17 protein-coding genes are annotated in these 20,156 nt (G+C 64.0%); 2 read left to right on the top strand and 15 right to left on the bottom strand.

What is annotated here, in order from left to right; all coding sequences use genetic code 11:
* Positions 1 to 7 precede the first annotated feature (7 nt).
* The 6 genes from P0D89_RS07450 to P0D89_RS07425 form a co-directional block, all read right to left on the bottom strand.
* Positions 8 to 1,138 carry an acyl-CoA dehydrogenase family protein gene (locus P0D89_RS07450; RefSeq protein ID WP_408376320.1) on the bottom strand — a complete coding sequence of 377 codons (1,131 nt, stop codon included), beginning with the start codon at positions 1,136 to 1,138 and terminating at the stop codon, positions 8 to 10.
* Positions 1,139 to 1,150: 12 nt separating this feature from the next.
* Positions 1,151 to 1,828 carry an SDR family oxidoreductase gene (locus tag P0D89_RS07445; protein WP_408376319.1) on the bottom strand — a complete coding sequence of 226 codons (678 nt, stop codon included), beginning with the start codon at positions 1,826 to 1,828 and terminating at the stop codon, positions 1,151 to 1,153.
* Between the two features lie 38 nt (positions 1,829 to 1,866).
* Positions 1,867 to 3,087, bottom strand: coding sequence for an acetyl-CoA C-acetyltransferase (locus P0D89_RS07440; RefSeq protein WP_408376318.1), 1,221 nt, complete (start codon positions 3,085 to 3,087; stop codon positions 1,867 to 1,869).
* Positions 3,080 to 3,856 carry a carbonate dehydratase gene (gene can / locus P0D89_RS07435; RefSeq protein WP_408354423.1) on the bottom strand — a complete coding sequence of 259 codons (777 nt, stop codon included), beginning with the start codon at positions 3,854 to 3,856 and terminating at the stop codon, positions 3,080 to 3,082. The genes P0D89_RS07440 and can overlap by 8 nt, the downstream gene beginning before the upstream one ends.
* A gap of 94 nt (positions 3,857 to 3,950) precedes the next feature.
* Complete coding sequence (aceK, locus tag P0D89_RS07430; RefSeq protein ID WP_408376317.1) at positions 3,951 to 5,798, bottom strand: bifunctional isocitrate dehydrogenase kinase/phosphatase; 1,848 nt, start codon at positions 5,796 to 5,798, stop codon at positions 3,951 to 3,953.
* Positions 5,799 to 6,060: 262 nt separating this feature from the next.
* On the bottom strand, positions 6,061 to 6,465 hold the full coding sequence (locus P0D89_RS07425; protein ID WP_408376316.1) for a MerR family transcriptional regulator: 405 nt from the start codon (positions 6,463 to 6,465) through the stop codon (positions 6,061 to 6,063).
* Between the two features lie 211 nt (positions 6,466 to 6,676).
* On the opposite strand from P0D89_RS07425, the gene P0D89_RS07420 reads away from it, so the two are divergent.
* A complete protein-coding gene (locus tag P0D89_RS07420; protein WP_408376315.1) occupies positions 6,677 to 7,750 on the top strand; it encodes an MBL fold metallo-hydrolase in 1,074 nt (357 codons plus the stop codon).
* 100 nt (positions 7,751 to 7,850) lie between these two features.
* Here the strand turns inward: P0D89_RS07420 and P0D89_RS07415 are convergent, their stop codons facing one another.
* The 6 genes from P0D89_RS07415 to argS all read right to left on the bottom strand — a co-directional run bounded on the left by P0D89_RS07415 (position 7,851) and on the right by argS (position 14,746).
* A complete protein-coding gene (locus tag P0D89_RS07415) occupies positions 7,851 to 9,437 on the bottom strand; it encodes an ABC transporter substrate-binding protein (RefSeq protein ID WP_408354411.1) in 1,587 nt (528 codons plus the stop codon).
* 212 nt (positions 9,438 to 9,649) lie between these two features.
* The gene (locus tag P0D89_RS07410; RefSeq protein WP_408376314.1) at positions 9,650 to 10,468 is read right to left on the bottom strand and encodes a helical backbone metal receptor; all 819 of its coding nucleotides are present in this window, start codon (positions 10,466 to 10,468) and stop codon (positions 9,650 to 9,652) included.
* 3 nt (positions 10,469 to 10,471) lie between these two features.
* On the bottom strand, positions 10,472 to 11,245 hold the full coding sequence (locus P0D89_RS07405; protein WP_408354406.1) for an SDR family oxidoreductase: 774 nt from the start codon (positions 11,243 to 11,245) through the stop codon (positions 10,472 to 10,474).
* 15 nt (positions 11,246 to 11,260) lie between these two features.
* The gene (locus P0D89_RS07400; protein WP_408354403.1) at positions 11,261 to 11,899 is read right to left on the bottom strand and encodes a thiol:disulfide interchange protein DsbA/DsbL; all 639 of its coding nucleotides are present in this window, start codon (positions 11,897 to 11,899) and stop codon (positions 11,261 to 11,263) included.
* 161 nt (positions 11,900 to 12,060) lie between these two features.
* Complete coding sequence (locus P0D89_RS07395; RefSeq protein WP_408376313.1) at positions 12,061 to 12,882, bottom strand: SPOR domain-containing protein; 822 nt, start codon at positions 12,880 to 12,882, stop codon at positions 12,061 to 12,063.
* A 61-nt stretch (positions 12,883 to 12,943) separates the two neighbouring features.
* On the bottom strand, positions 12,944 to 14,746 hold the full coding sequence (gene argS / locus P0D89_RS07390; RefSeq protein WP_408376312.1) for an arginine--tRNA ligase: 1,803 nt from the start codon (positions 14,744 to 14,746) through the stop codon (positions 12,944 to 12,946).
* A gap of 427 nt (positions 14,747 to 15,173) precedes the next feature.
* Here argS and P0D89_RS07385 point away from each other — a divergent pair, with 427 nt between their 5' ends.
* Positions 15,174 to 15,500, top strand: coding sequence for a DUF1840 domain-containing protein (locus P0D89_RS07385; RefSeq protein ID WP_408354394.1), 327 nt, complete (start codon positions 15,174 to 15,176; stop codon positions 15,498 to 15,500).
* Between the two features lie 149 nt (positions 15,501 to 15,649).
* On the opposite strand, the gene P0D89_RS07380 is transcribed toward P0D89_RS07385, so the two are convergent.
* The 3 genes from P0D89_RS07380 to P0D89_RS07370 all read right to left on the bottom strand — a co-directional run bounded on the left by P0D89_RS07380 (position 15,650) and on the right by P0D89_RS07370 (position 19,942).
* Positions 15,650 to 15,859 carry an acid-shock protein gene (locus P0D89_RS07380; protein WP_408354391.1) on the bottom strand — a complete coding sequence of 70 codons (210 nt, stop codon included), beginning with the start codon at positions 15,857 to 15,859 and terminating at the stop codon, positions 15,650 to 15,652.
* A gap of 155 nt (positions 15,860 to 16,014) precedes the next feature.
* Complete coding sequence (gene metH / locus P0D89_RS07375; protein WP_408376333.1) at positions 16,015 to 18,825, bottom strand: methionine synthase; 2,811 nt, start codon at positions 18,823 to 18,825, stop codon at positions 16,015 to 16,017.
* A 46-nt stretch (positions 18,826 to 18,871) separates the two neighbouring features.
* Positions 18,872 to 19,942, bottom strand: a complete 1,071-nt coding sequence (locus P0D89_RS07370) for a homocysteine S-methyltransferase family protein (RefSeq protein WP_408376311.1) — start codon at positions 19,940 to 19,942, stop codon at positions 18,872 to 18,874.
* Between the last annotated feature and the right edge of the window lie 214 nt (positions 19,943 to 20,156).

The following is a 20,156-nucleotide window of genomic DNA, read 5'->3' as shown; positions in this document are numbered from 1 at the left end:
CAAGCTTTTAATTCAGACCGCGCGCAATCAAAATTTTCTGGATGTCGCTCGTGCCCTCGTAAATCTGGCACACGCGCACGTCACGATAAATCCGCTCGACCGGGAAGTCGCTCAGATAGCCGTAGCCGCCGTGAATCTGCAACGCCGCCGAACAGATGCGCTCGGCGGCTTCGGAGGCGAACAGCTTGGCCATCGCGGCTTCGGTCAGGCATGGCTGGCCGGCGTCTTTCAGCGCCGCCGCGTGCCAGATCAATTGACGCGCGGCTTCGAGTTGCGTCGCCATGTCGGCGAGACGGAATTGCACCGCCTGGTGTGAAAAGAGTGGCGCGCCGAAGCTCTCGCGTTCCTTCGCATAACTCAGCGCGGCCTCGAATGCGGCGCGCGCCATGCCGACGCTTTGCGCGGCAATTCCAATGCGCCCGCCTTCGAGCCCCGACAACGCGATCCGATAGCCTTCGCCTTCCGCGCCGATCAGGTTCGCGGCCGGCACGCGGCAGTCTTCGAAGATGATCTGCGCCGTATCCGACGAATGCTGGCCGAGCTTCTCCTCGACCCGCGCGACCACGTAGCCCTTGGCATCGGTGGGCACGACGAACGCGCTGATGCCGCGCTTGCCCGCCGTCTTGTCGGTCACGGCCATCACAATCGCGACGTTGCCGTTCTTGCCGCTCGTGATGAACTGTTTGACGCCGTTCAGCACGTACGAGTCGCCGTCGCGCGTCGCGGTGGTGCGCAGCGCGGACGCGTCGGAGCCGGCTTGCGGTTCGGTCAGGCAAAACGCGCCGAGCATCTCGCCGCGCGCGAGCGGCGTCAGCCAGTCGCGTTTCTGCGCGTCGTTGCCGTAAGTCAGCAGGATGCTGCACACCGGGCAGTTGTTGACCGAGATGGCCGTCGATGTGCCGCCGTCGCCCGCGGCGATCTCTTCGAGAATCAACGCGAGCGCCAGCGCATCCATGCCGGCGCCGCCGTACGCTTCGGGCACCAGCACGCCATAGGCGCCGAGTCCGGCGAGCTGCCGGTGCACGTCGCGCGGAAACGTGCGCTCGCGGTCCCACGCGGCCGCGTACGGCGTGATCGCTTCGCGCACGAAGTTGCGCAGCGCGTCGCGGACCATCAGGTGATCCTGATCCAGCACCATGGAGCTGTCTCCTTACCAGTCGAGCGGCGTGCCGTCGTATTGATAGAAGCGACCGTTGAACGCGTCGCGCGCGGCCGCCGCTTGCGCGAGCACCTCACGCATGCCGGCGACGCTGCGCTCGGGGTCTATGGCCGCCTGCGCGCCGCCCATGTCGGTGCGCACCCAGCCCGGATGCAACGACACGCACGTGGCGCGCGACGCTTCGAGCGATGCGAGCTTCAGCGCATCGTTTAGCGCCGCCTTGCTCACGCGATACAGCCAGCCGCCCGTGCCGCTCGTGTCGGCGATGCTGCCCATCTTGCTGGAGATCACCGCGAACACGCCGCCGGCTTCTTCGACGAGCGGCAGCAGGATCGGCATCAATTGCATCGGGCCGCGCACGTTGGTGTGCATCACGTGATCGAAGTCCTCGGCGGTGATCGTCTCGATGCAGGCGGTTTGCGGGCCGTACACACCCGACACCACGATCGCCGCATCGAGCCGTTCGCCGTCGAGCTTCCAGCCGAGCGCGGCGATCTGCTCGGGCGCGGTCACGTCCACCGGGAAAGTTTGCGCGCCGAGTGCCTTCAACGCGTCGAGCGCGGCGTCGTCGCGCGCGGTGGCGAGCACGCGCCAGCCGCTCTTTTTGTACTGCCGCGCGAACTCCTGGCCGATGCCGCGCGACGCACCGACAATCAACACTGTCTTCATCGAATACCTCAAGCGTTTAGACGACGCGGCAAGGCGCGTCAAACCAGTTCGACACCCATCGCCGTCGCCTCGCCGCCGCCGATGCACAACGTCGCGACGCCGCGCTTCAGGCCGCGCTTCTTCAGCGCGCCGATCAGCGTGACGAGAATCCGCGCGCCCGATGCGCCGATCGGATGACCGAGCGCGCAAGCGCCGCCGTTCACGTTGACCTTCTCGTGCGGCAGATGGTGTTCCTTCATCGCGGCCATCGTCACGACCGCGAACGCTTCGTTGACCTCATACAGATCGACTTCGTCGGCGCGCCAGCCGTTCTTCTCGAACAGCTTGCGAAGCGCGCCGACCGGCGCGGTGGTGAACTTCGCCGGCTCCTGCGCAAAGGTCGAGTGGCCGACCACGCGCGCGATCGGTTCGACGCCGAGGCGCTTCGCCGTCGATTCGCGCATCATCACGAGTGCCGCGGCGCCGTCGGAAATCGACGACGAATTCGCCGCCGTCACCGTGCCGGTTTTGCTGAACGCGGGCTTGAGCGTCGGAATCTTGTCGAGGTTGGCCTTGAACGGCTGCTCGTCGTGATCGAAGGTCACGTCGCCCTTGCGGGCCGCCACTTTCACCGGCGCGATTTCCCACGCGAACGAGCCGTCCTCGTTCGCGCGCTTCGCACGGTTGAGCGATTCGACGGCGAACGCATCCTGCGCATCGCGCGTGAAGTCGAACGACGCCGCGCATTCCTCGGCGAAGGTGCCCATCAGACGGCCTTTTTCGTACGCGTCTTCGAGGCCGTCGTAGAACATGTGATCGATCACCTGGCCGTGACCCATGCGCATGCCACCACGCGCCTTCGGCAGCAGATACGGCGCGTTCGTCATGCTCTCCATGCCGCCCGCGACGATCACGTCGACCGAACCCGCGGCCAGCATGTCGTGCGCGAACATCGCCGCGCGCATGCCCGAGCCGCACATCTTGTTGACCGTCGTGCAGCCGGTGCCCAACGGCAAGCCGGCGCCGAGCGCGGCCTGACGCGCGGGCGCCTGGCCGAGGCCGGCGGGCAGCACGCAGCCCATCACCACTTCGTCGATCTGTTCGGGTTTGAGGCCGGCGCGCTGCACGGCGGCCTGGATCGCCACCGAGCCCAACTGCGGCGCGGTGAGCGAAGCGAAGTCGCCCTGAAAGGCCGCCATCGGCGTGCGCGCGACACTCACGATCACAACCGGATCGGCTTGCGCTTCATTTCGCTTTTCGGTCATGCTTGTCTCACTCATGTTTAAGCTCCTTGATCACACCTTCGATGATGGCCGGCACGTCGCCGAGCTGCGCCGCGTCGGCGGCCACCACGTCGTTGTCCGCATTGCGCGGGCCGCTCGCCGATACCGCGGCCACGCACTCCTTGTAGGTCGCGTCGAGCGCGGCCGCGTCGCTGATCGTCATGCCGAGGTTGCGCATCTTGCCGTCATGCACGCCATACGCCCAGCCGTGCACGGTCAGCTCCTGGCCGCGCGCCCACGCGTCGTTGACGATGGTGGTGCGGCACACGTTCACCACCTGTTCGATCGTGTTCAACTCCACCAGCCGCCGATGCCGCGCTTCACCGAGCGGCCACTCCTCGATCAACGCGGCGTGCTTGCTACGCACATCCTGCACGTGAGCGAGCCAGTTGTCGGCGAGACCCACGCGGCGGCCGTGCAGCGCCGCGCCCACGCCCGAGCAGCCGTAATGGCCGACCACCATGATGTGCTTGACTTTCAGCAGATCGACGGCGAACTGGATCACCGACAGGCAGTTCAGATCGGTATGCACCACCACGTTGGCGATGTTCCTGTGCACGAACACTTCGCCCGGCGGCAAGCCGATGATCTGGTTCGCCGGCACGCGCGAATCGGAGCAGCCGATCCACAGATACTCGGGCGTCTGCTGATGGGCGAGACGCGAGAAGTATTCGGGGTCTTCGGACAGCTTGCGGGTGACCCACGCCTCGTTGTTATCGAATAGATGCGAGAGCGGATTGGAAGAGTTGGAAGCGTTCGTGTTCATGATGCGTCTTGGCGGTTGCTCGACCCATTGACAGGTCGAAGTCGTTACATAAGGTTCGGACGATGCAGTCGATGATGCCGGCGGCGCGGGCGTTTCACGCCACGCGCACGCTCGGCTCGTGTGCGGGCGCATCCGGTGCGGCCGACGCAGCCGATGCAGCAAAACGCGCATCGGCAAAGCGCTCCGGATAGCGGACGCAGAAGCGCACGCTGCTGTCGTACGGGAAAAAGTCGGGCAGTTCGCCTTTCAATAGATGATCCTTGTACCGTTGCCATAGCGCAGGATCGAAGAAGTCCGCGTGATGCTGCATGAAGGAACGGCGCACGCGTGGGTCGCCGAGCAGGAATGTGCCGTACGTCTCGGGAAAAATGTCGTGCGAGCCGACCGAATACCACGGCTCGCCCGACATTTCGTCCTCCTCGTAACGTGGCGCCGGCACCGCGCGCACGTTGCAGTCGGTCAGATATTCGATTTCATCGTAGTCGTAGAACACGACGCGGCCATGACGTGTCACGCCGAAGTTCTTGTACAGCATGTCGCCGGGGAAGATGTTCGCCTGGATCAGCTCCTTCACCGCGTTGCCGTACTCCTTGATGCCGTGCTCGACGTCGCTGTCGTTGCCGTTTTGCAGGAACAGATTGAGCGGCACCATGCGGCGCTCGATATACATATGGCGAATCACCAGGTTCTCGCCGTCGCGTTCGAGCAGCGACGGCACTTCCTTTTCGAGTTCGCGCACGAGCGCTTCATCGAGCCGCGACACCGGCAACGCGACGCTCGAATATTCGAGCGTGTCGGCCATGCGGCCAAGACGATCGTGCCGTTTGACGAGCTGATATTTTTCCTGGATCTGCGCGCGGGTGGTTTCCTTCGGCGGTGGAAAGCTGTCCTTGATCAGCTTGAACACATAGGGGAACGACGGCAGCGTGAACACCAGCATCACGAGTCCCTTGATGCCGGGCGCGATGATGAACTGATCGCTCGAATGCGACAGGTGATGCAGCAGATCGCGATAGAACAGATTCTTGCCCTGCTTCTGCAAACCCACCGACGTATAGATTTCCGCCTTCGGTTTGCCCGGCATGATGGTGCCGAGAAATTCGACGTAAGCGGACGGCACTTCCATGTCGACGAGAAAATACGAGTGCGCGAAGCTGAAGATGATCTGCAGTTGCTCACGCGTGAGCAGCACAGTATCGAGCGCAAGCACGCCCGGCCTCACATGACGCAGCGCCACCGCGAACGGCAGCAGCGCATCGCCGTCGATGATCCGTCCGACGATATACGCCGACTTGTTCCGGTAGAACAGCGACGCGAGCACGTGAATCTGGAAGTTCGGCGCTTCGTCGAATGCGCCGAACGCGTCGTGGATCGTCTGCATCACGCAGCCGACGTCGCGCGTCAGGTCTTCGAATGGCGGCTCGAGCTGGAAGTTCGTGACGATGCGTTCGAGCGTCGCGGCGAGGCCATCCTTGCCGGGGTAGTACGCGCGAAAGGTCGGCTTCGCGGCCGGCTCGTCGTTCTCCAGGTATTCGGTCGAGATCGCCGGGCGCACGAAAATGAAGTCGTTGTTGAAATACGAGCGGTGCAGGATCTTGCAGCACACCGAATTGAAAAACGTCTCGGCGCACTCGGGCTGGCGGTGCGTGGTCAGCAGACCGATGTAGTGCAGCTTGATCTGTTGCCACACTTCGTCGTCGATGTTTTCCGCGTCGTATTCGTCTTCGAGCGCTTCAACGCATTCCTCGACGCGCTCGTCGTACGAAGTGATGCGCTCGCGTGCGAGCTTTTGCAGGGCGTGCCAGTCGCCGGCTTCGAAAAGCGTCTTCGCGCGGATCGCGGCGTTGCGGAAGATCCGGTAATGGCGGTCGAATCCTTCGAGCATCGTCTGGGCGACGTCAAAGCCGATTTGCGACGACAGCAGTTTGGGGAAGTGATTCATGTCGACCGTGCATTCGTCCCATGTCGTGAAGACACCCGTGATTGTATCGTCCGGGTGGGCCCGCGACGCATCGCGCCGCTCGGCTCGCGCCTCGACGCCTTGTGGGCGTTCGCAGGCGTTGGCCGACTTTCAGACTATCTCCGCTCATTGCGCCGGTTCGGCTCGGGTTCACCGGCGCAACGTCCAGCAAAAAATTTGCATTGCGCTTCACTTCACTGCGCTTCACTGCGTTACGTTGCGTTTCCTCTGCAGCGCTCCGCACTTACGCGGGTCTGGCCTCACGTGCGCCGCCATCGAGCAGCGCGCGCGCCTGCGCCTCATATTGCGCGAGATCTTCCAGCGTCGCGTTGAGATCTTCCAGTTGACGCTCCAGCACCTCGCGATGACGTGCCACCGTGGCAAGGAACGCATGCAATTGCGGCACGGTGTCGGTCGGCGATTCGTACACATCCAGCAACTCGCGAATTTCCGACAGCGTGAAGCCGAGCCGCTTGCCGCGCAGCGTGAGCTTCAGCCGCGTTCGGTCGCGGCCCGAATAGACCCGGCGCAGACCGCTTGACCCTTCGCGGCTCGGCGAGAGTAAACCCTGATCTTCGTAGAAGCGGATCGCGCGCGGCGTGACGTCGAATTCCCGCGCGAGCTCGGTGATCGTGTATTGCGTGTTCATCAGGGCATCCCGTGGCCGGGCAGAAAATCGGATTGAACGATAGAATCGACGTTTACGTTATCGTCAACCTGAGCGGAACGCAACCATTGCTGCAACTACGGCGCGAGAGGGCGGGAACCAGCCACCATAACGCCACAAACGCGCCACAACCACGCCGGCCGGCATCGCACACCTTGCCATGACGGACGGCCGACGGAGGAAGACTTCACCAATGAATGCACTCGAACATCAACTCCAGTACCCGTTCAACGACCGCTTGCCGGAAGCGGGCCACACGATGGAAGTAGCGCCCGGCGTGTTCTGGCTGCGCATGCCGCTGCCCTTCGCGCTGGATCACATCAACCTGTGGCTGCTGCGTGACGAGATCGACGGCAAGCAGGGCTGGACGGTGGTGGATTGCGGCATCACGTCGGACACCATCAAGCAGACCTGGGAGACCGTGTTCGACTCGGTGCTCGACGGCTTGCCGGTGCTGCGCGTGATCGTCACGCACTGCCATCCGGACCACATCGGCCTCGCGCACTGGGTATGCAGCGGCGGCGACAAGCAGCGCTGGGACGCGCGGCTATGGATGACGCTCGGCGAATACATGCAGGCCCGCGTGATGGCCACCGGCGACGGTTCGAACGCCGGCGGCGAGGCGGCGGCGCGGCACTTCGCGCGGCATGGCCTGAACGATCCGGACTCGCTCGAGCAGCTGCGCAATCGCAAGAGCTATTACTCGAGCCTCGTGCCGGCGATTCCCGGGCAATACCGGCGTCTGCGCGAAGCCGACGGCGTGAAGATCGGCGGCAAGACGTGGCGGGTGGTGACGGGCTTCGGCCATTCGCCGGAACACTGCGCGCTGCATTGCGAAGAGAAAGGCGTGCTGATCTCCGGCGACATGGTGCTGCCGCGCATTTCGACCAACGTGTCGGTGTTCGACATCGAGCCGGAAGGTACACCGCTCGCGCTGTATCTGGAGTCGCTCAAGCGCTACGAGGTGATGCCTGAGGATACGCTGGTGCTGCCGTCGCATGGCAAGCCGTTTCGCGGCGTGCGCACCCGCATCCAGCAACTGCGCGAGCATCACGATGCGCGCCTCGCCGAAGTGCGCGAAGCATGCGCGGAGAAGCCGCGCAGCGCCGCGGACATCGTGCCGTTGATGTTCAAGCGCAAGCTCGATATCCATCAGATGACTTTCGCGCTGGGTGAAGCGCTCGCGCATCTGCACCTGCTGTGGCTCGCGGGCGAACTGAAGCGCACGCACGACGCGGACGGTGTGATCCGTTTTTCGGTGGCGTGATCGTTCGCATGCACCAGTAAAAAAGCCCGGTTTGCGCTGTTGCGCAAACCGGGCTTTTTGCTTTTCGTGCGCCTTTGTGTACCTTCCGGCGCACGCGGAATTACTGCACAGCCACCGTTCCGAAGTTCTGCCGTCCAAACGGACTCACGTGATAACCGCTCACGTTCGTGCGCGTGATCGCTGCGGCGGTCGGATACCCGAGCGGAATCCACAGTGCCTGATCGTGGATGATCTGCTGTGCCTGGTCATACGCTTTGGTGCGCTTGGCCTGGTCAGGCGTGGCCTTGCCTTCGGAGATCAGCTTGTCCAGATCCTGATCGCAGAAGCGCGCGAAGTTGATCCCCGACTTCACCGCGTTGCAACTGAAGAGCGGCGACAGATAGTTGTCCGGATCGCCGTTGTCGCCGGCCCAGCCCATGAACAGCGAATCATGCTGGCCTTGCTTGGCCTGCTTGATCAATTCGCCCCATTCGATCACCTTCACGTCTGCCTTCACGCCGATCTTCGCGAAGTCGGCCTGGAGTAGTTCGGCGCCGGCCTTCGGATTCGGATTCAGCACGCTACCGTTCGGCCGCACCCAGATCGTCGTTTCGAAGCCGTTCGGATAGCCCGCGTCGGCGAGCAGCTTCTTCGCCTTCACCGGATCGTACGGCCACCCCTTGATCGACTTGTTATAGCTCCACGTGTTCGGCGGATACGGGTTCGTGGCCGGCGTCGCGGTGTTGTCGAACACGGTCTTCAGATACGTGGTGCGGTCGAACGCCATGTTCAGCGCGGCGCGCACCTTCTGATTGTCGAGCGGCTTCTTTTCCGTATTCAACGCGACGAACGCCGTCATGAACGCCGGCGTCTGCACGATGGCGAGCGACTTGTCGCCCTTGGCGTCGGCCAGATCCTGCGGCTTCGGCGACAGCGCGATCTGGCATTCGCCCGCTTTCACCTTCTGCGCACGGACGGTCGCGTCCGGCGTGATCGCGTAGATCAGGCGATCGATCTTCGGCTTCGGCCCCCAGTACGTCGGGTTCACGTCGTAGCGGATCACCGCGTCCTTCGTGTAGCTCTTCAACACGAACGGGCCGGTGCCGATCGGCTTCGCGTTCAGATCGACCTGCTTGCCGGCCTTGAGCAACTGATCGGCGTATTCGGCCGAATAGATCGACGCGAAACCCATGGTCAGGATCGGCACGAAGGTCGCGTCCGGTGCGTTCAGTTCGAACCTGACGGTGTTGTCGTCCACCTTGCTGACCGACTTGATCAGCTTGGGCAAGCCCATCGACTGCGCATGCGGGAAGCCGCTCGCGCTTGCCACCTTGTGCCACGGGTTGCTGTCGTCGAGCATGCGCTCGAACGTGAAGACGACATCGTCCGCATTCAGCGCGCGCGTGGGCTTGAAGTAGTCAGTGGTCTGGAACTGCACGTTCGGGCGCAGATGGAACGTATAGGTGAGGCCATCGGCGCTCACATCCCATTTGTCGGCCAGCGCCGGCACCACTTTCTTCGCGGCCTCGTCGTACGAGACCAGTGAATTGAAGATCACATCGGCCGACGCATTGGTCGTGACGAGCGAATTGAACTGCACCACGTCGAAGCCGTCGGGGCTCGACTCGGTACAGACGGTCAGCGGTTTGGCGAGCACGAGCGCGGGCGCCGTGAACAGTACGGCGGCTGCGAGCAGTTTGAAGCGCATAGGTTCTCCCATAACAAGCGCAGTCAGGCAGTGCGTCTGGTTGTGTGGTTATTCCGGTGACGCGGGAAGGGCGTTGGCGTCGTCACGGATTGTGATACGTTTCCGGCGTTCGCGCAGGGTCGGGTGAGCCTACCCGTGCGCGTCGCGGCCTTCGCGGAAGCTTATCGAAGGGTGATTGCGGCGACAACAACATAATCCGCATATCCATATGGTCATGCCGCGGTCGCTCGCCGCATCAGATAGTCGACGCCCTCGATCGCGCGCACGCCGTACCACGACACCATTTCCCCGTCGATCAACTCGATGCGCTTGTCGGCCAGGCGCGGATCGCGCGCGAGCGCATCGCGATGTGTCGGCGTGAAGCGATACGGCTCGCTGGACAGCAGGATGCGTTCGACGCCGGCGAGCCACGGCGAGGCGTCGAAGTCGAGTGTCGGATAGCGCGCGGCGCCTGCCGCTCCGCCTTGCACGTCGGGCAGTGTGTGCCAGTTCACGAGCCGCAGCATGGCGGCGATATACGTGTCGCGCGCGACGGTCATCCACGGCTCGCGCCAGATCAGATACAGCACGCTCTGCGCGGCGAACGCGTGTGTCGCGGCGGCGCGCAGCCGGTCTTCGAGCGTCTCGCTCAGGCGCTGCGCTTCCTGTACGCGGTCGAAGATCGCGCCCAGCAGCGCGTAAAGCGCCACGTTGTCTTGCGGTGTCTGCGGGTGGGTCACGACGATGTGCGGCACGTATGCCCGCAATTGCTCGACGGTTTCGCGCTCGTTTTCGTCGATATTGACGATCAGATGAGTAGGGCGCAGCGCGCGAACGGCGTCCAGATTCACAGCCTTGGTGCCGCCGACCTTGCGCACTGCGCGTACCTTGTCGCGTGGATGCACGCAAAAGCCGGTCCGCCCGACGATCTGCCCGTCGAGACCCAGTGCGAAGAGGGTCTCGGTGATGCTCGGCACCAGCGACACAATGCGCGCGTCGGCACCCGCCGTTTCGTGCGCGACGCCGGCTGCATCGACCGCACGGGGCTGCATGATTTACTCAGCGGTGGCGCGCGGCTTGCGCGGCGCGCGTTCGAACGCGTAGTCGTAGAGCCAGCGCGGCAGCACATGCAGCAGCATCGCGACGATCCGCATCTGCCAGGGGAACACGGCGAAAGCGGTCTGCCGCTCGATCGCATGCGCGGCTTTCACCGCGAACCGCTGCGCGTCCATCAGGAACGGCATGGTGTACGGGTTGTGCTCGGTCATCGGCGTGCGGATATAGCCGGGCGCGATGGTGACCACGCCGACACCGAACGGCCGCATCTCGACGCGCAACGCTTCGAGATACTTGAGCGCCGCCGACTTCGACGCACTGTATGCGCCGGAGCCCGGCAAGCCGCGCACACTGGCGACGCTGGCGATGCCGACCAGCGTGCCGCGCTTCGCGGCGATCATCGAGGCGGCGAACGGCTCGAAGGTGGCGACCATGCCGAAGTAGTTGACGTCCATGACTTCGCGGAAGGCGCGTAGATCACCGTGGCCGGTAACGGCGCCGCGGCTGATGCCCGCGTTGGCGATCACGACATCGGGCAAGCCGTGTTGCGCGATGAAGCGCGCGGCCGCATCGGCGAGCGCTTCGGCGTCGCGAACGTCGACGCAATAGAGGGAGACAGCGTTGTGCGGGTGGGACTGCTGGAAGGCCGCGAGGGCGTCGCCGCGGCGGGCAACGAGGCCGAGAATCGCGCCGCGCCGGGCGTACTCGTCGGCGAGCGCGAGGCCGATGCCGCTCGAAGCGCCGGTAATGAAGACCTTCAGCGGTGAACTCATTCCGGCGCCTCGTCTTTACATCTTCTTGGCGCGGACTTGCTGCACCAGGTAGTCGAGCACCTGGATCGTGCCCGGGAGGCTGTTGGTCGCGGCCGGGCCGGTTTCATACTTGCCTTGCACGGCCAGCGTCGGCACACCGTCGATCTTATAGTCGTCGAGCAGCTTCTTGTCTTTCTGCAGCGCGCTTTGCACTGAGAACGAGTTGTACGCTTCCATGTACTTCTTCGGATCGACACCGTTCTTCGCGAGGAATTTGGCCTGGTCTTCCGGCGTCATCAGGTAGTTCTTGTTGACGTGGATTTCATTGAAGACTTTCGGCGTCAGCTCCGTGGCGAGGCCCAGCGCGTCGAGCGCGTGATACATCTTCGAATGCGGAATGAAGTCGTCGCGGAAGGCGACCGGCACGCGCCGGAACACCACGTCCGGCCCCTGTTTCTTGATCCATGCTTCGAGGTACGGCTCGAATTCGTTGCAGTGCGGGCAGCCATACCAGAAGAACTCGGTGACTTCGATCTTGCCGGCCGGCACGTCGGTGGGCTGCGGCGTGGCCAGAACGGTGTAGTCCTTGCCCGATACCGGCGCGGCGGGCGATGCCTGCGCCGTGGCGGCAACCAGGCCCAGCGAGAGGAACAGAATGCTCAGCAGTTTTTTCATGGTGGGTTGACTCGAGTAGGCGATGAAACGGTGGCGCCACGCAAATGCCCGTCACCGTTTTTTTAGATTCGGCATAGGACGTTGCAAGCGTCCGACGTGCTTGTGACACGCGCTGCGCGCCGATAGTTCGGTGGCTGCGCGTGCCGACGATTACCGTTTGTTTATTGTTTGGTGAAGCGGATCACGGCGGTATCCACGCCCGCGTCCGACAGACGCTGACGGTTCGAATTCATGTCCTCGAACTTCGAGAACGGTCCGATGCGCACGCGATAATACGTGACGCCGCCCGCATCCCGCTGGGTGACCTTCGATTCGAAGCCCTGGAACGCGAGACGCGCGCGCTGCTGTTCCGCGTCGGCGGCGGTCTTGTACGCGCCCACTTGCAGGAAGTAGCCGGTGTTCGCGTCACCCGGCGCGGGCGCCACGCCCGAACCCGGCTTGGCGTTCGCGGCCGTGGCAGCCGACGAGCTCTTCGGCGCCGAGCCTGCCGCGGTGGCGGCCGGCGCGCTGGACGCTTGCGGCTTCTTCGCCGGAGCCTGTGCGGCGCTAGCGCCCGTGCCGTTATCCTGCGACGGCTTCGGCGCGAGCGCCGTGCCGTTCGCATTGCCGGCCGACGGCGGCACTTCGACGATCTGCGGTTCTTCGAGCATGCCCGATTGGGTTTGCGAATTGGTCTGGCCCGGCGCGGTGTTCGGCGGCGCGGGCTGCGCGGCTTGCGGCACCGGCTGCCCCGGTGTCTTGCCTTGCAGCGGACGGTTCGGATCGTATTGCGCCTGGCCCGTGCCAGTGCCGGTGTCGGACGCCGCGGGCGGCGCCACCTTCGACACGAACGGCGTAGGCGCACGGGTGATATACAGCGCCACCACTACCGCGATCGCTAGGCCGACGATCAGGCCCAGCACGATGCCGAGAAAAGTCCCCCCGGTTTGTTTCGATTGCTTTGTTGTGCGGCGTGGTTTTGCCATCGTATGAATCACCTGCAAAAAGAATCCAGGAACGGCCGCCGATTATAGCGACGGCCGCGTGCATGTTGCGCCGGAGGAATTACATTTTGACGGGAGCGGAGACGCCGATCGTCGCGAGACCGTTGGCCAGCACCTGACGCGTGGCGGCGAGCAGCGCGACGCGTGCATTGCGCTCGGCCGCATCGTCGACCAGCACGCGTTCGGCTCTGTCATTGTAGAACGAGTGGAATTCCCCGGCGAGGTCGCGCAGGTAGAACGCGACCGCGTGCGGCGCGAGTTCGTCGGCGGCGTGTTGCAGCATGTCAGGGAACTCGGCGAGCTTGTTCAGCAGGGCCATCGCGCGTTCGCTCATGAGCGGCGACACGTCGACGCTGGCGAGCGTGCTCTCATCCGTGTTTTTGTCCGAGCCATAGCGCGTCTTGCATTCGGCGATCACCGAGCAGATGCGCGCGTGCGCATACTGCACGTAATGCACCGGATTTTCGTCGTTCTGCTTCAGCGCGAGGTCGATGTCGAATACGAATTCCGTATCCGCCTTGCGCGAGATCAGGAAGAAGCGCACGGCATCGCGGCCGCGGCGAATCGTTTCTTCATCGATCAGGTCGACGGCCGCTTCCGAGCCCGGCGTCGCGCCGCCCGACCATTCGATCAGATCGCGCACCGTCACGTAGCTGCCGGCGCGCTTGGAGATCTTCACCTCTTCGCCGTTGCGCATCACCGTGACCATCTTGTGCAGGATGTAGTCGGGATAGCCCTTCGGAATGCCGATGCCGAGACCCTGCAGGCCGGCGCGCACGCGCGCGATCGTGCCGTGGTGGTCCGAACCCTGAATGTTGATGACCTTCGTGAAGCCGCGCTCCCACTTGGCGACGTGATAGGCGACGTCCGGCACGAAGTACGTGTAGGTGCCGTCGGTCTTGCGCATCACGCGGTCTTTGTCGTCGCCGTCGTCGGTGGTGCGCAGCCACAGCGCGCCTTCCTGTTCGTAGGTCTTGCCGGCGGCGATTAGCGCGTCGACGGTTTTCTCGACCCGGCCTTCCGTGTACAGCGACGACTCCAGGTAGTACTGGTCGAACTTCACGCCGAACGCCTGCAGGTCCATGTCCTGCTCGCGGCGCAGGTAGGCCACGGCGAAGCGGCGGATCGCCTCGAGGTTTTCGACGTCGCCCGCGCCGGTGACCGGCTCGCCGTCGCTCGCGGCCACCGTGGCGCCGTCCAGATAGTCCTTCGCGATGTCGGCGATGTACTCGCCGTTGTACGCCGAAGCCGGCCAGCCTTCGTCGCCGGGCGCGAGGCCGCGGGCGCGTGCCTGGGTCGACAGCGCGAGCGTGTGGATCTGCACGCCGGCGTCGTTGTAGTAGAACTCGCGATGCACGTCCCAGCCTTGCGAGGCCAGCACGTTCGACAGCGCGTCGCCGAGCGCGGCCTGGCGGCCGTGACCGACGTGCAACGGGCCGGTCGGGTTGGCCGACACGAATTCGATCAGCACATGCTTGCCGGCGTCGCGTTGCGAGCGGCCGAAGGTCTCTTTCTCCGCGAACACGGCGGCGATCACCGCCTGCTTGGCCGAAGCCGCGAGACGCAGGTTGATGAAGCCGGGGCCGGCCACTTCGGCCGCCTGGATCAGACCCTGAGCTTGCGGCTGCGCGAGCAGCGCGTCGACGATCTGTTGGGCCAGCTGGCGCGGATTGGCGCGCAGCGGCTTGGCGAGTTGCATCGCCACATTGCACGCGACGTCGCGGTGCGCGGCGACCTTCGGGCGCTCCAGCGTGATGGTGGGCGACACGAAAGCGGCTTCGCTCGCGCCTTGCGTGGCGAGCGCGACCTGCTTCACGGTGTCGGCGAGCAGTGTTTCGAGGGTACGTTTATGTGCGGGCAGCATGCTTGTTGCGAGTCCAGTGAGGCAATCCGGTGATGCGGAAGAGGCGCCGGCCGCGCGACTGGCGCAGCCGATTCGTCAGAAGCGTGGAAAGCGGCGATGCGCCCGCCGCGGCGCTTCGGGCGCGCGATCGGGCACGTTGCCTGCAGCGCGCTTGGCGGTGCATGGCAGCATGCCGTGGCGGTGGCTGCCGCGGCTTGCGGGGTTGCGGCCCATCGGCCCGGCCACGCTGCTTGCGCTTCGCCGCGCGCCGCGCATTGCGGCGCGCTTTTCCGTCCAGACGGATTTTAGCAGGTGCTAATATGTTCAATGAGATGCCCAGCAAGGGCCGTGGCCGCCGCGCCTGATCGGCGAGTCAACGTAGCGCGCGCTGGCGGTCGCCTTTAAGCCGCTCGCGTGTCAATCCGACAAAACGAAAAAGGGAACAGTCATGCTGATTACTTTCAAATGCCGCGCCTGCCCAGACGTGATGATGCTGGAGAATCTGGCTCAGTATCTGGTCGGCATTGTCGGCAAACGCCTTGGCGCGCGGGGCGTCATCACTCACGACGAACTGGGCCCGGCCATCGAGAAACTCGAGGCGGCGATCACCTTCGACAAGCAGGAGCGCGCCGAACACGAAGGCCATTTCCACGAGGGCGAGGACGGCCACGACCATCACGAGATCCCGCCGGGGCTGGCGCAGCGCGCGTATCCATTCCTCGACATGCTGCGCGCGGCGCAGAAGGAAAACGCGGACATCGTCTGGGGGCTGTGATTTCCGTCATGCCGGGCGAGCGCGTGTGCTGCAACGGTAAAACCTGGTGATCCAACCCCGGCGCATCAAATGCGCACCCAACGAAAAGAGCCCGCTCGATGCGGGCTCTTTGTCGTTCAACGCTTTGATCCGACCGATGGGCCGTACTGTTACTGGCTGGCGGCGTCCGCCGGCGCGGCCATCGGAGCCGACGCGCCTTTCGTCGCTTTCTGCTTCTTCGGCTTCTTGACGTGTTTCTCCGTCGGCGGCGAATACGAACTGACCGCGCTGGAGCCGCCCGGCGCAGCGGGCTGGGCCAGCGCCGCCGAGGCGCCCACCGCAAGGGAAACAGCAGTCAATAACAGCGTCAGCTTCTTCATACGATTTTCTCCGTTGGCGATTGCAATTGGATGAGCCGACGCGTTTTGGCCGCGCCTGGCGGGATAAAACCGGCTCAGTCTACAAAGCCGAAAATTGCGTTGCCGCAAATATTCAGTCTTTCAGACCCGATATAGTGGGTTTCCCGCCACACGGCTTACAGCAACGGCGCCAACGCCCGCTCGGCGTCCTGTTTCGACAGCGACATGCGCTGCGCATAGTCTTCGAGCTGGTCCTGGCCGATCTTGCCGACCGAGAAATACGTGCTGTCCGGGTGCGCCAGATAGAAGCCCGACACGCTCGCCGCCGGCAGCATCGCCAGCGATTCGGTCACGCTCATGCCGATTTCATTCGCTTGCAGCACGTCGAACATGCCGCCCTTCACCAGGTGATCCGGGCAGGCCGGATAGCCGGGCGCCGGGCGGATGCCCCGATACTTTTCGGCGATCAGGTCGTCGTTGGAGAGGGTTTCGGCGTTCGAGTAGCCCCACAGGTCGCGCCGCACGCGTGCATGCATTGCTTCGGCGAACGCTTCCGCGAAGCGGTCCGCGAGCGCCTTCAGCATGATCGCGCTGTAGTCGTCGTGATCCTTTTCGAACTGCTTTTCCTTCACGTCGACGCCCAGACCAGCCGTCACCGCGAACATGCCGATGTAGTCGGCCACGCCCGAGTCCTTCGGCGCGATGAAGTCGGCGAGCGACCGGTTCGGCCGCATCACGCCGTTCACCACCGGACGCACGCTCTGCTGGCGCAGATTGCGCCACGTGAGCGCGACTTCCGAGCGCGATTCGTCCGTGTAGATTTCGATGTCGTCGTCGTTCACGTTGTTGGCCGGCAACAGCGCGATCACGCCGTTGGCCTGCAGCCAGCGGCCCTGGATCAGACGCGCGAGCATCGACTTGCCGTCCGAGAACACGCGCCGCGCCGATTCGCCGACGATCTCGTCGTTCAGGATCGCCGGATAGGGGCCCGCCAGGTCCCACGTCTGGAAGAACGGACCCCAGTCGATATAGTTTGCGAGGTCGCTCAGATCGAAGTTCCTGAACACGCGCCGGCCGATGAACTTCGGCTTGACCGGCTGGTAGCTCGCCCAGTCGACCTTGGTCTTGTTCGCGCGGGCTTCGGCGAGCGTGACCATCGGCTGCGCTTTCTTGTTCGCGTGCTGATCGCGGATGCGGTCATAGTCGGCCTTGAGTTCGTCGACGTACTTCGCCGCGCCTTCGTCGGACAGCAGGCTCGACGCCACCGAGACGGAGCGCGACGCGTCCGGCACGTACACCACCGGACCTTCGTAGTGCGGCGCGATCTTCACGGCCGTGTGCACGCGCGAGGTGGTCGCGCCGCCGATCAGCAGCGGAATCTTCTTCACGCGGAAGTAGTCGTCTCGCTGCATTTCCGACGCGACGTAAGCCATCTCTTCGAGGCTCGGCGTGATCAGACCCGACAGCCCGATGATGTCCGCGCCTTCGACCTTCGCCTTCGCGAGAATGTCGTTGCACGAGACCATCACGCCCATGTTGACCACTTCGAAGTTATTGCACTGAAGCACCACTGAAACGATGTTCTTGCCGATGTCGTGCACGTCGCCCTTCACGGTAGCGATGACGATCTTGCCCTTCGCGCGCACGTCGCCGCCGGCCGCGGCCAGCTGCTTCTTTTCTTCTTCGATGAACGGGATCAGATGCGCGACCGCCTGCTTCATCACGCGCGCCGACTTCACGACTTGTGGCAGGAACATCTTTCCCTGGCCGAACAGGTCGCCGACGATGTTCATGCCGTCCATGAGCGGGCCTTCGATCACGGTGATCGGCCGGCCGCCTTCGGCGGCTATCCTCGCGCGCACTTCCTCGGTGTCGTCGACAATGAAGTTGGTAATGCCGTGCACGAGCGCGTGCGAAAGACGCTTCTCGACCGGCTGGTTGCGCCACTCGAGGTTCTCTTCCTTCTTCGCGGCGCCGGTCTTGAACTTGTCGGCGATTTCGAGCAGCCGGTCGGTGCCGTCCTCGCGACGGTTCAGCACGACGTCTTCCACGCGTTCGCGCAACTCGGGATCGAGATCGGCATACACGCCGAGCTGCCCCGCGTTGACGATGCCCATGTCCATCCCCGCCTGGATCGCGTGATAGAGGAACACAGTGTGGATCGCCTCACGCACCGGGTCGTTGCCGCGGAACGAGAACGATACGTTCGACACGCCGCCGCTCACCTTCGCATACGGCAGGTTCTGCTTGATCCAGCGCGTTGCGTTGATGAAGTCGACCGCGTAGTTGTTGTGTTCCTCGATACCGGTGGCGATCGCGAAGATGTTCGGATCGAAGATGATGTCTTCCGGCGGGAAGCCCACTTCGTTCACGAGGAAGTCATACGAGCGTTTGCAGATTTGCGTCTTGCGCTCGAAGGTGTCGGCCTGGCCTTGCTGGTCGAACGCCATCACCACGGCGGCCGCGCCGTAGCGGCGAATCAGGTTCGCGTGATGACGGAACGCCTCTTCGCCTTCCTTCAGCGAGATCGAGTTGACGATCGCCTTGCCTTGCACGCACTTCAGGCCCGCTTCGATCACTTCCCACTTCGACGAGTCGATCATGATCGGCACGCGCGCGATGTCCGGTTCCGATGCGATCAGATTCATGAAGCGCACCATCGCCGCTTTCGAATCGAGCATCGCCTCGTCCATGTTGACGTCGATGACCTGCGCGCCGTTTTCGACCTGCTGGCGCGCGACGGCGATCGCATCGTCGAACTGGTCGTTCAGGATCATTCGTGCGAACGCTTTCGAGCCCGTCACGTTGGTGCGTTCACCGACGTTGATGAAGAGCGTCCCGGACGTGACGTTGAACGGCTCGAGGCCGGCAAGGCGCATGGTGTGATCGGTCATGGCGTATGTGCGAGTCGATTGCTTGCGTTGAGGTGCGGCTTGGGTGCGGCGTAAGTGCGGCTGAGGTACGTCATTGGGTGCGTCTGGTTCGATGACGCGGGAGCGGGGGCCGCTGTTCAGGCCGCCTGACTGATGAGACTCAAGCGGCGTCGCGATACTGGGTTGGCCATTGACGCGGCTTCACTTCGGCGAGCGCCTGCGCGATCGCCGCAATGTGCTCCGGCGTCGTGCCGCAGCAGCCGCCGGCGATATTCACGAGACCGGCCTGCGCGAATTCCTTGAGCAGGCCCGAGGTATCCGCGGGCAATTCGTCGAACCCCGTATCGCTCATCGGATTCGGCAAGCCGGCGTTCGGATAGCACGACACGTATGTGTCGCACAGCTTCGCCAGCTCGGCGATATACGGGCGCATCAGCGCCGCGCCCAGCGCGCAGTTCAAACCGAATGTGAGCGGCTTCGCGTGACGCAGCGAGTTCCAGAACGCCTCGACGGTTTGCCCTGACAGAATGCGCCCGGACGCGTCCGTGACGGTGCCGGAGATCATGATCGGCAGACGCTCGCCGGTATCTTCGAACAGCTCGTCGAGCGCGAACAGCGCGGCCTTCGCGTTGAGCGTGTCGAAGATAGTTTCGACGAGGAACAGGTCCACGCCGCCGTCGAGCAGCGCCTTGGCCTGCTCGTAGTAGGCCGTGCGCAGTTCGTCGAAGGTCACGTTGCGCGCGCCCGGATCGTTCACGTCAGGGGAAATGCTCGCGGTCTTCGGCGTCGGTCCGATCGCGCCGGCGACGAAGCGCGGCCTGGTCGGCGTCGAATACTTGTCGCACGCGGCGCGCGCCAGTTTCGCCGATTCCAGATTCATCTCGACGGCCAGCGCTTCCATGCCGTAGTCCGCCTGCGCCACCGTGGTCGCGCCGAACGTGTTGGTTTCGATAATGTCCGCGCCCGCCGCCAGATACTGCTCGTGAATCTCGGCGATGATCTGCGGCTGGGTGATCGACAACAACTCGTTGTTGCCCTTGATGTCGCGCCCGTAGTCCTTGAAGCGCTCGCCGCGATAGCGGCCTTCGTCGAGCTTGTAGCGCTGGATCATCGTGCCCATTGCGCCGTCCAGGATCAGGATGCGCGACTTGAGCAGCGCGGGCAGCGCCGCGCCGCGCGTGTAGGCGGGCTCGGGACGGACTGGCGTGGCGGTTTGAGCAGGCTGGTTCATGGCGGACGAGGGCTTGCGCCGGCTTTTTCGGAAAACCTGTCATTGTAGCCGCTGCCGGCAGGATGTGCCCGGCGCGGGCGAAGCTGCCGCCTCGGCTGTCGTGACAGGGGACGGTGCGGAAAAGATAACGCGAAACGAGAAGCGCGTGGGTCACCATCGCGGGCGAACGCTTTGAAAAGCGCGCGCACGAACGGCCCGCATAGAAAACGGCCCA

The organism is Paraburkholderia sp. RL18-085-BIA-A (genome assembly GCF_046027075.1).
In the GTDB taxonomy this organism is placed as follows: Bacteria; Pseudomonadota; Gammaproteobacteria; order Burkholderiales; family Burkholderiaceae; genus Paraburkholderia.
Note: the sequence above shows the minus strand (reverse complement) of the source record. Positions and strands in the feature narration are given on the sequence as shown.

Coding starts and splice junctions, on each gene's coding strand:
- P0D89_RS07400 (WP_408354403.1), bottom strand. CDS start 11,899: ATGAAAAAACTGCTGAGCATTCTGTTCCTCTCGCTGGGCCTGGTTGCC.
- P0D89_RS07420 (WP_408376315.1), top strand. CDS start 6,677: ATGAATGCACTCGAACATCAACTCCAGTACCCGTTCAACGACCGCTTG.
- P0D89_RS07405 (WP_408354406.1), bottom strand. CDS start 11,245: ATGAGTTCACCGCTGAAGGTCTTCATTACCGGCGCTTCGAGCGGCATC.
- P0D89_RS07450 (WP_408376320.1), bottom strand. CDS start 1,138: ATGGTGCTGGATCAGGATCACCTGATGGTCCGCGACGCGCTGCGCAAC.
- P0D89_RS07440 (WP_408376318.1), bottom strand. CDS start 3,087: ATGAGTGAGACAAGCATGACCGAAAAGCGAAATGAAGCGCAAGCCGAT.
- argS (WP_408376312.1), bottom strand. CDS start 14,746: ATGCTGCCCGCACATAAACGTACCCTCGAAACACTGCTCGCCGACACC.
- P0D89_RS07380 (WP_408354391.1), bottom strand. CDS start 15,859: ATGAAGAAGCTGACGCTGTTATTGACTGCTGTTTCCCTTGCGGTGGGC.
- P0D89_RS07385 (WP_408354394.1), top strand. CDS start 15,174: ATGCTGATTACTTTCAAATGCCGCGCCTGCCCAGACGTGATGATGCTG.
- aceK (WP_408376317.1), bottom strand. CDS start 5,798: ATGAATCACTTCCCCAAACTGCTGTCGTCGCAAATCGGCTTTGACGTC.
- can (WP_408354423.1), bottom strand. CDS start 3,856: ATGAACACGAACGCTTCCAACTCTTCCAATCCGCTCTCGCATCTATTC.
- P0D89_RS07410 (WP_408376314.1), bottom strand. CDS start 10,468: ATGCAGCCCCGTGCGGTCGATGCAGCCGGCGTCGCGCACGAAACGGCG.
- P0D89_RS07415 (WP_408354411.1), bottom strand. CDS start 9,437: ATGCGCTTCAAACTGCTCGCAGCCGCCGTACTGTTCACGGCGCCCGCG.
- P0D89_RS07370 (WP_408376311.1), bottom strand. CDS start 19,942: ATGAACCAGCCTGCTCAAACCGCCACGCCAGTCCGTCCCGAGCCCGCC.
- P0D89_RS07425 (WP_408376316.1), bottom strand. CDS start 6,465: ATGAACACGCAATACACGATCACCGAGCTCGCGCGGGAATTCGACGTC.
- P0D89_RS07445 (WP_408376319.1), bottom strand. CDS start 1,828: ATGAAGACAGTGTTGATTGTCGGTGCGTCGCGCGGCATCGGCCAGGAG.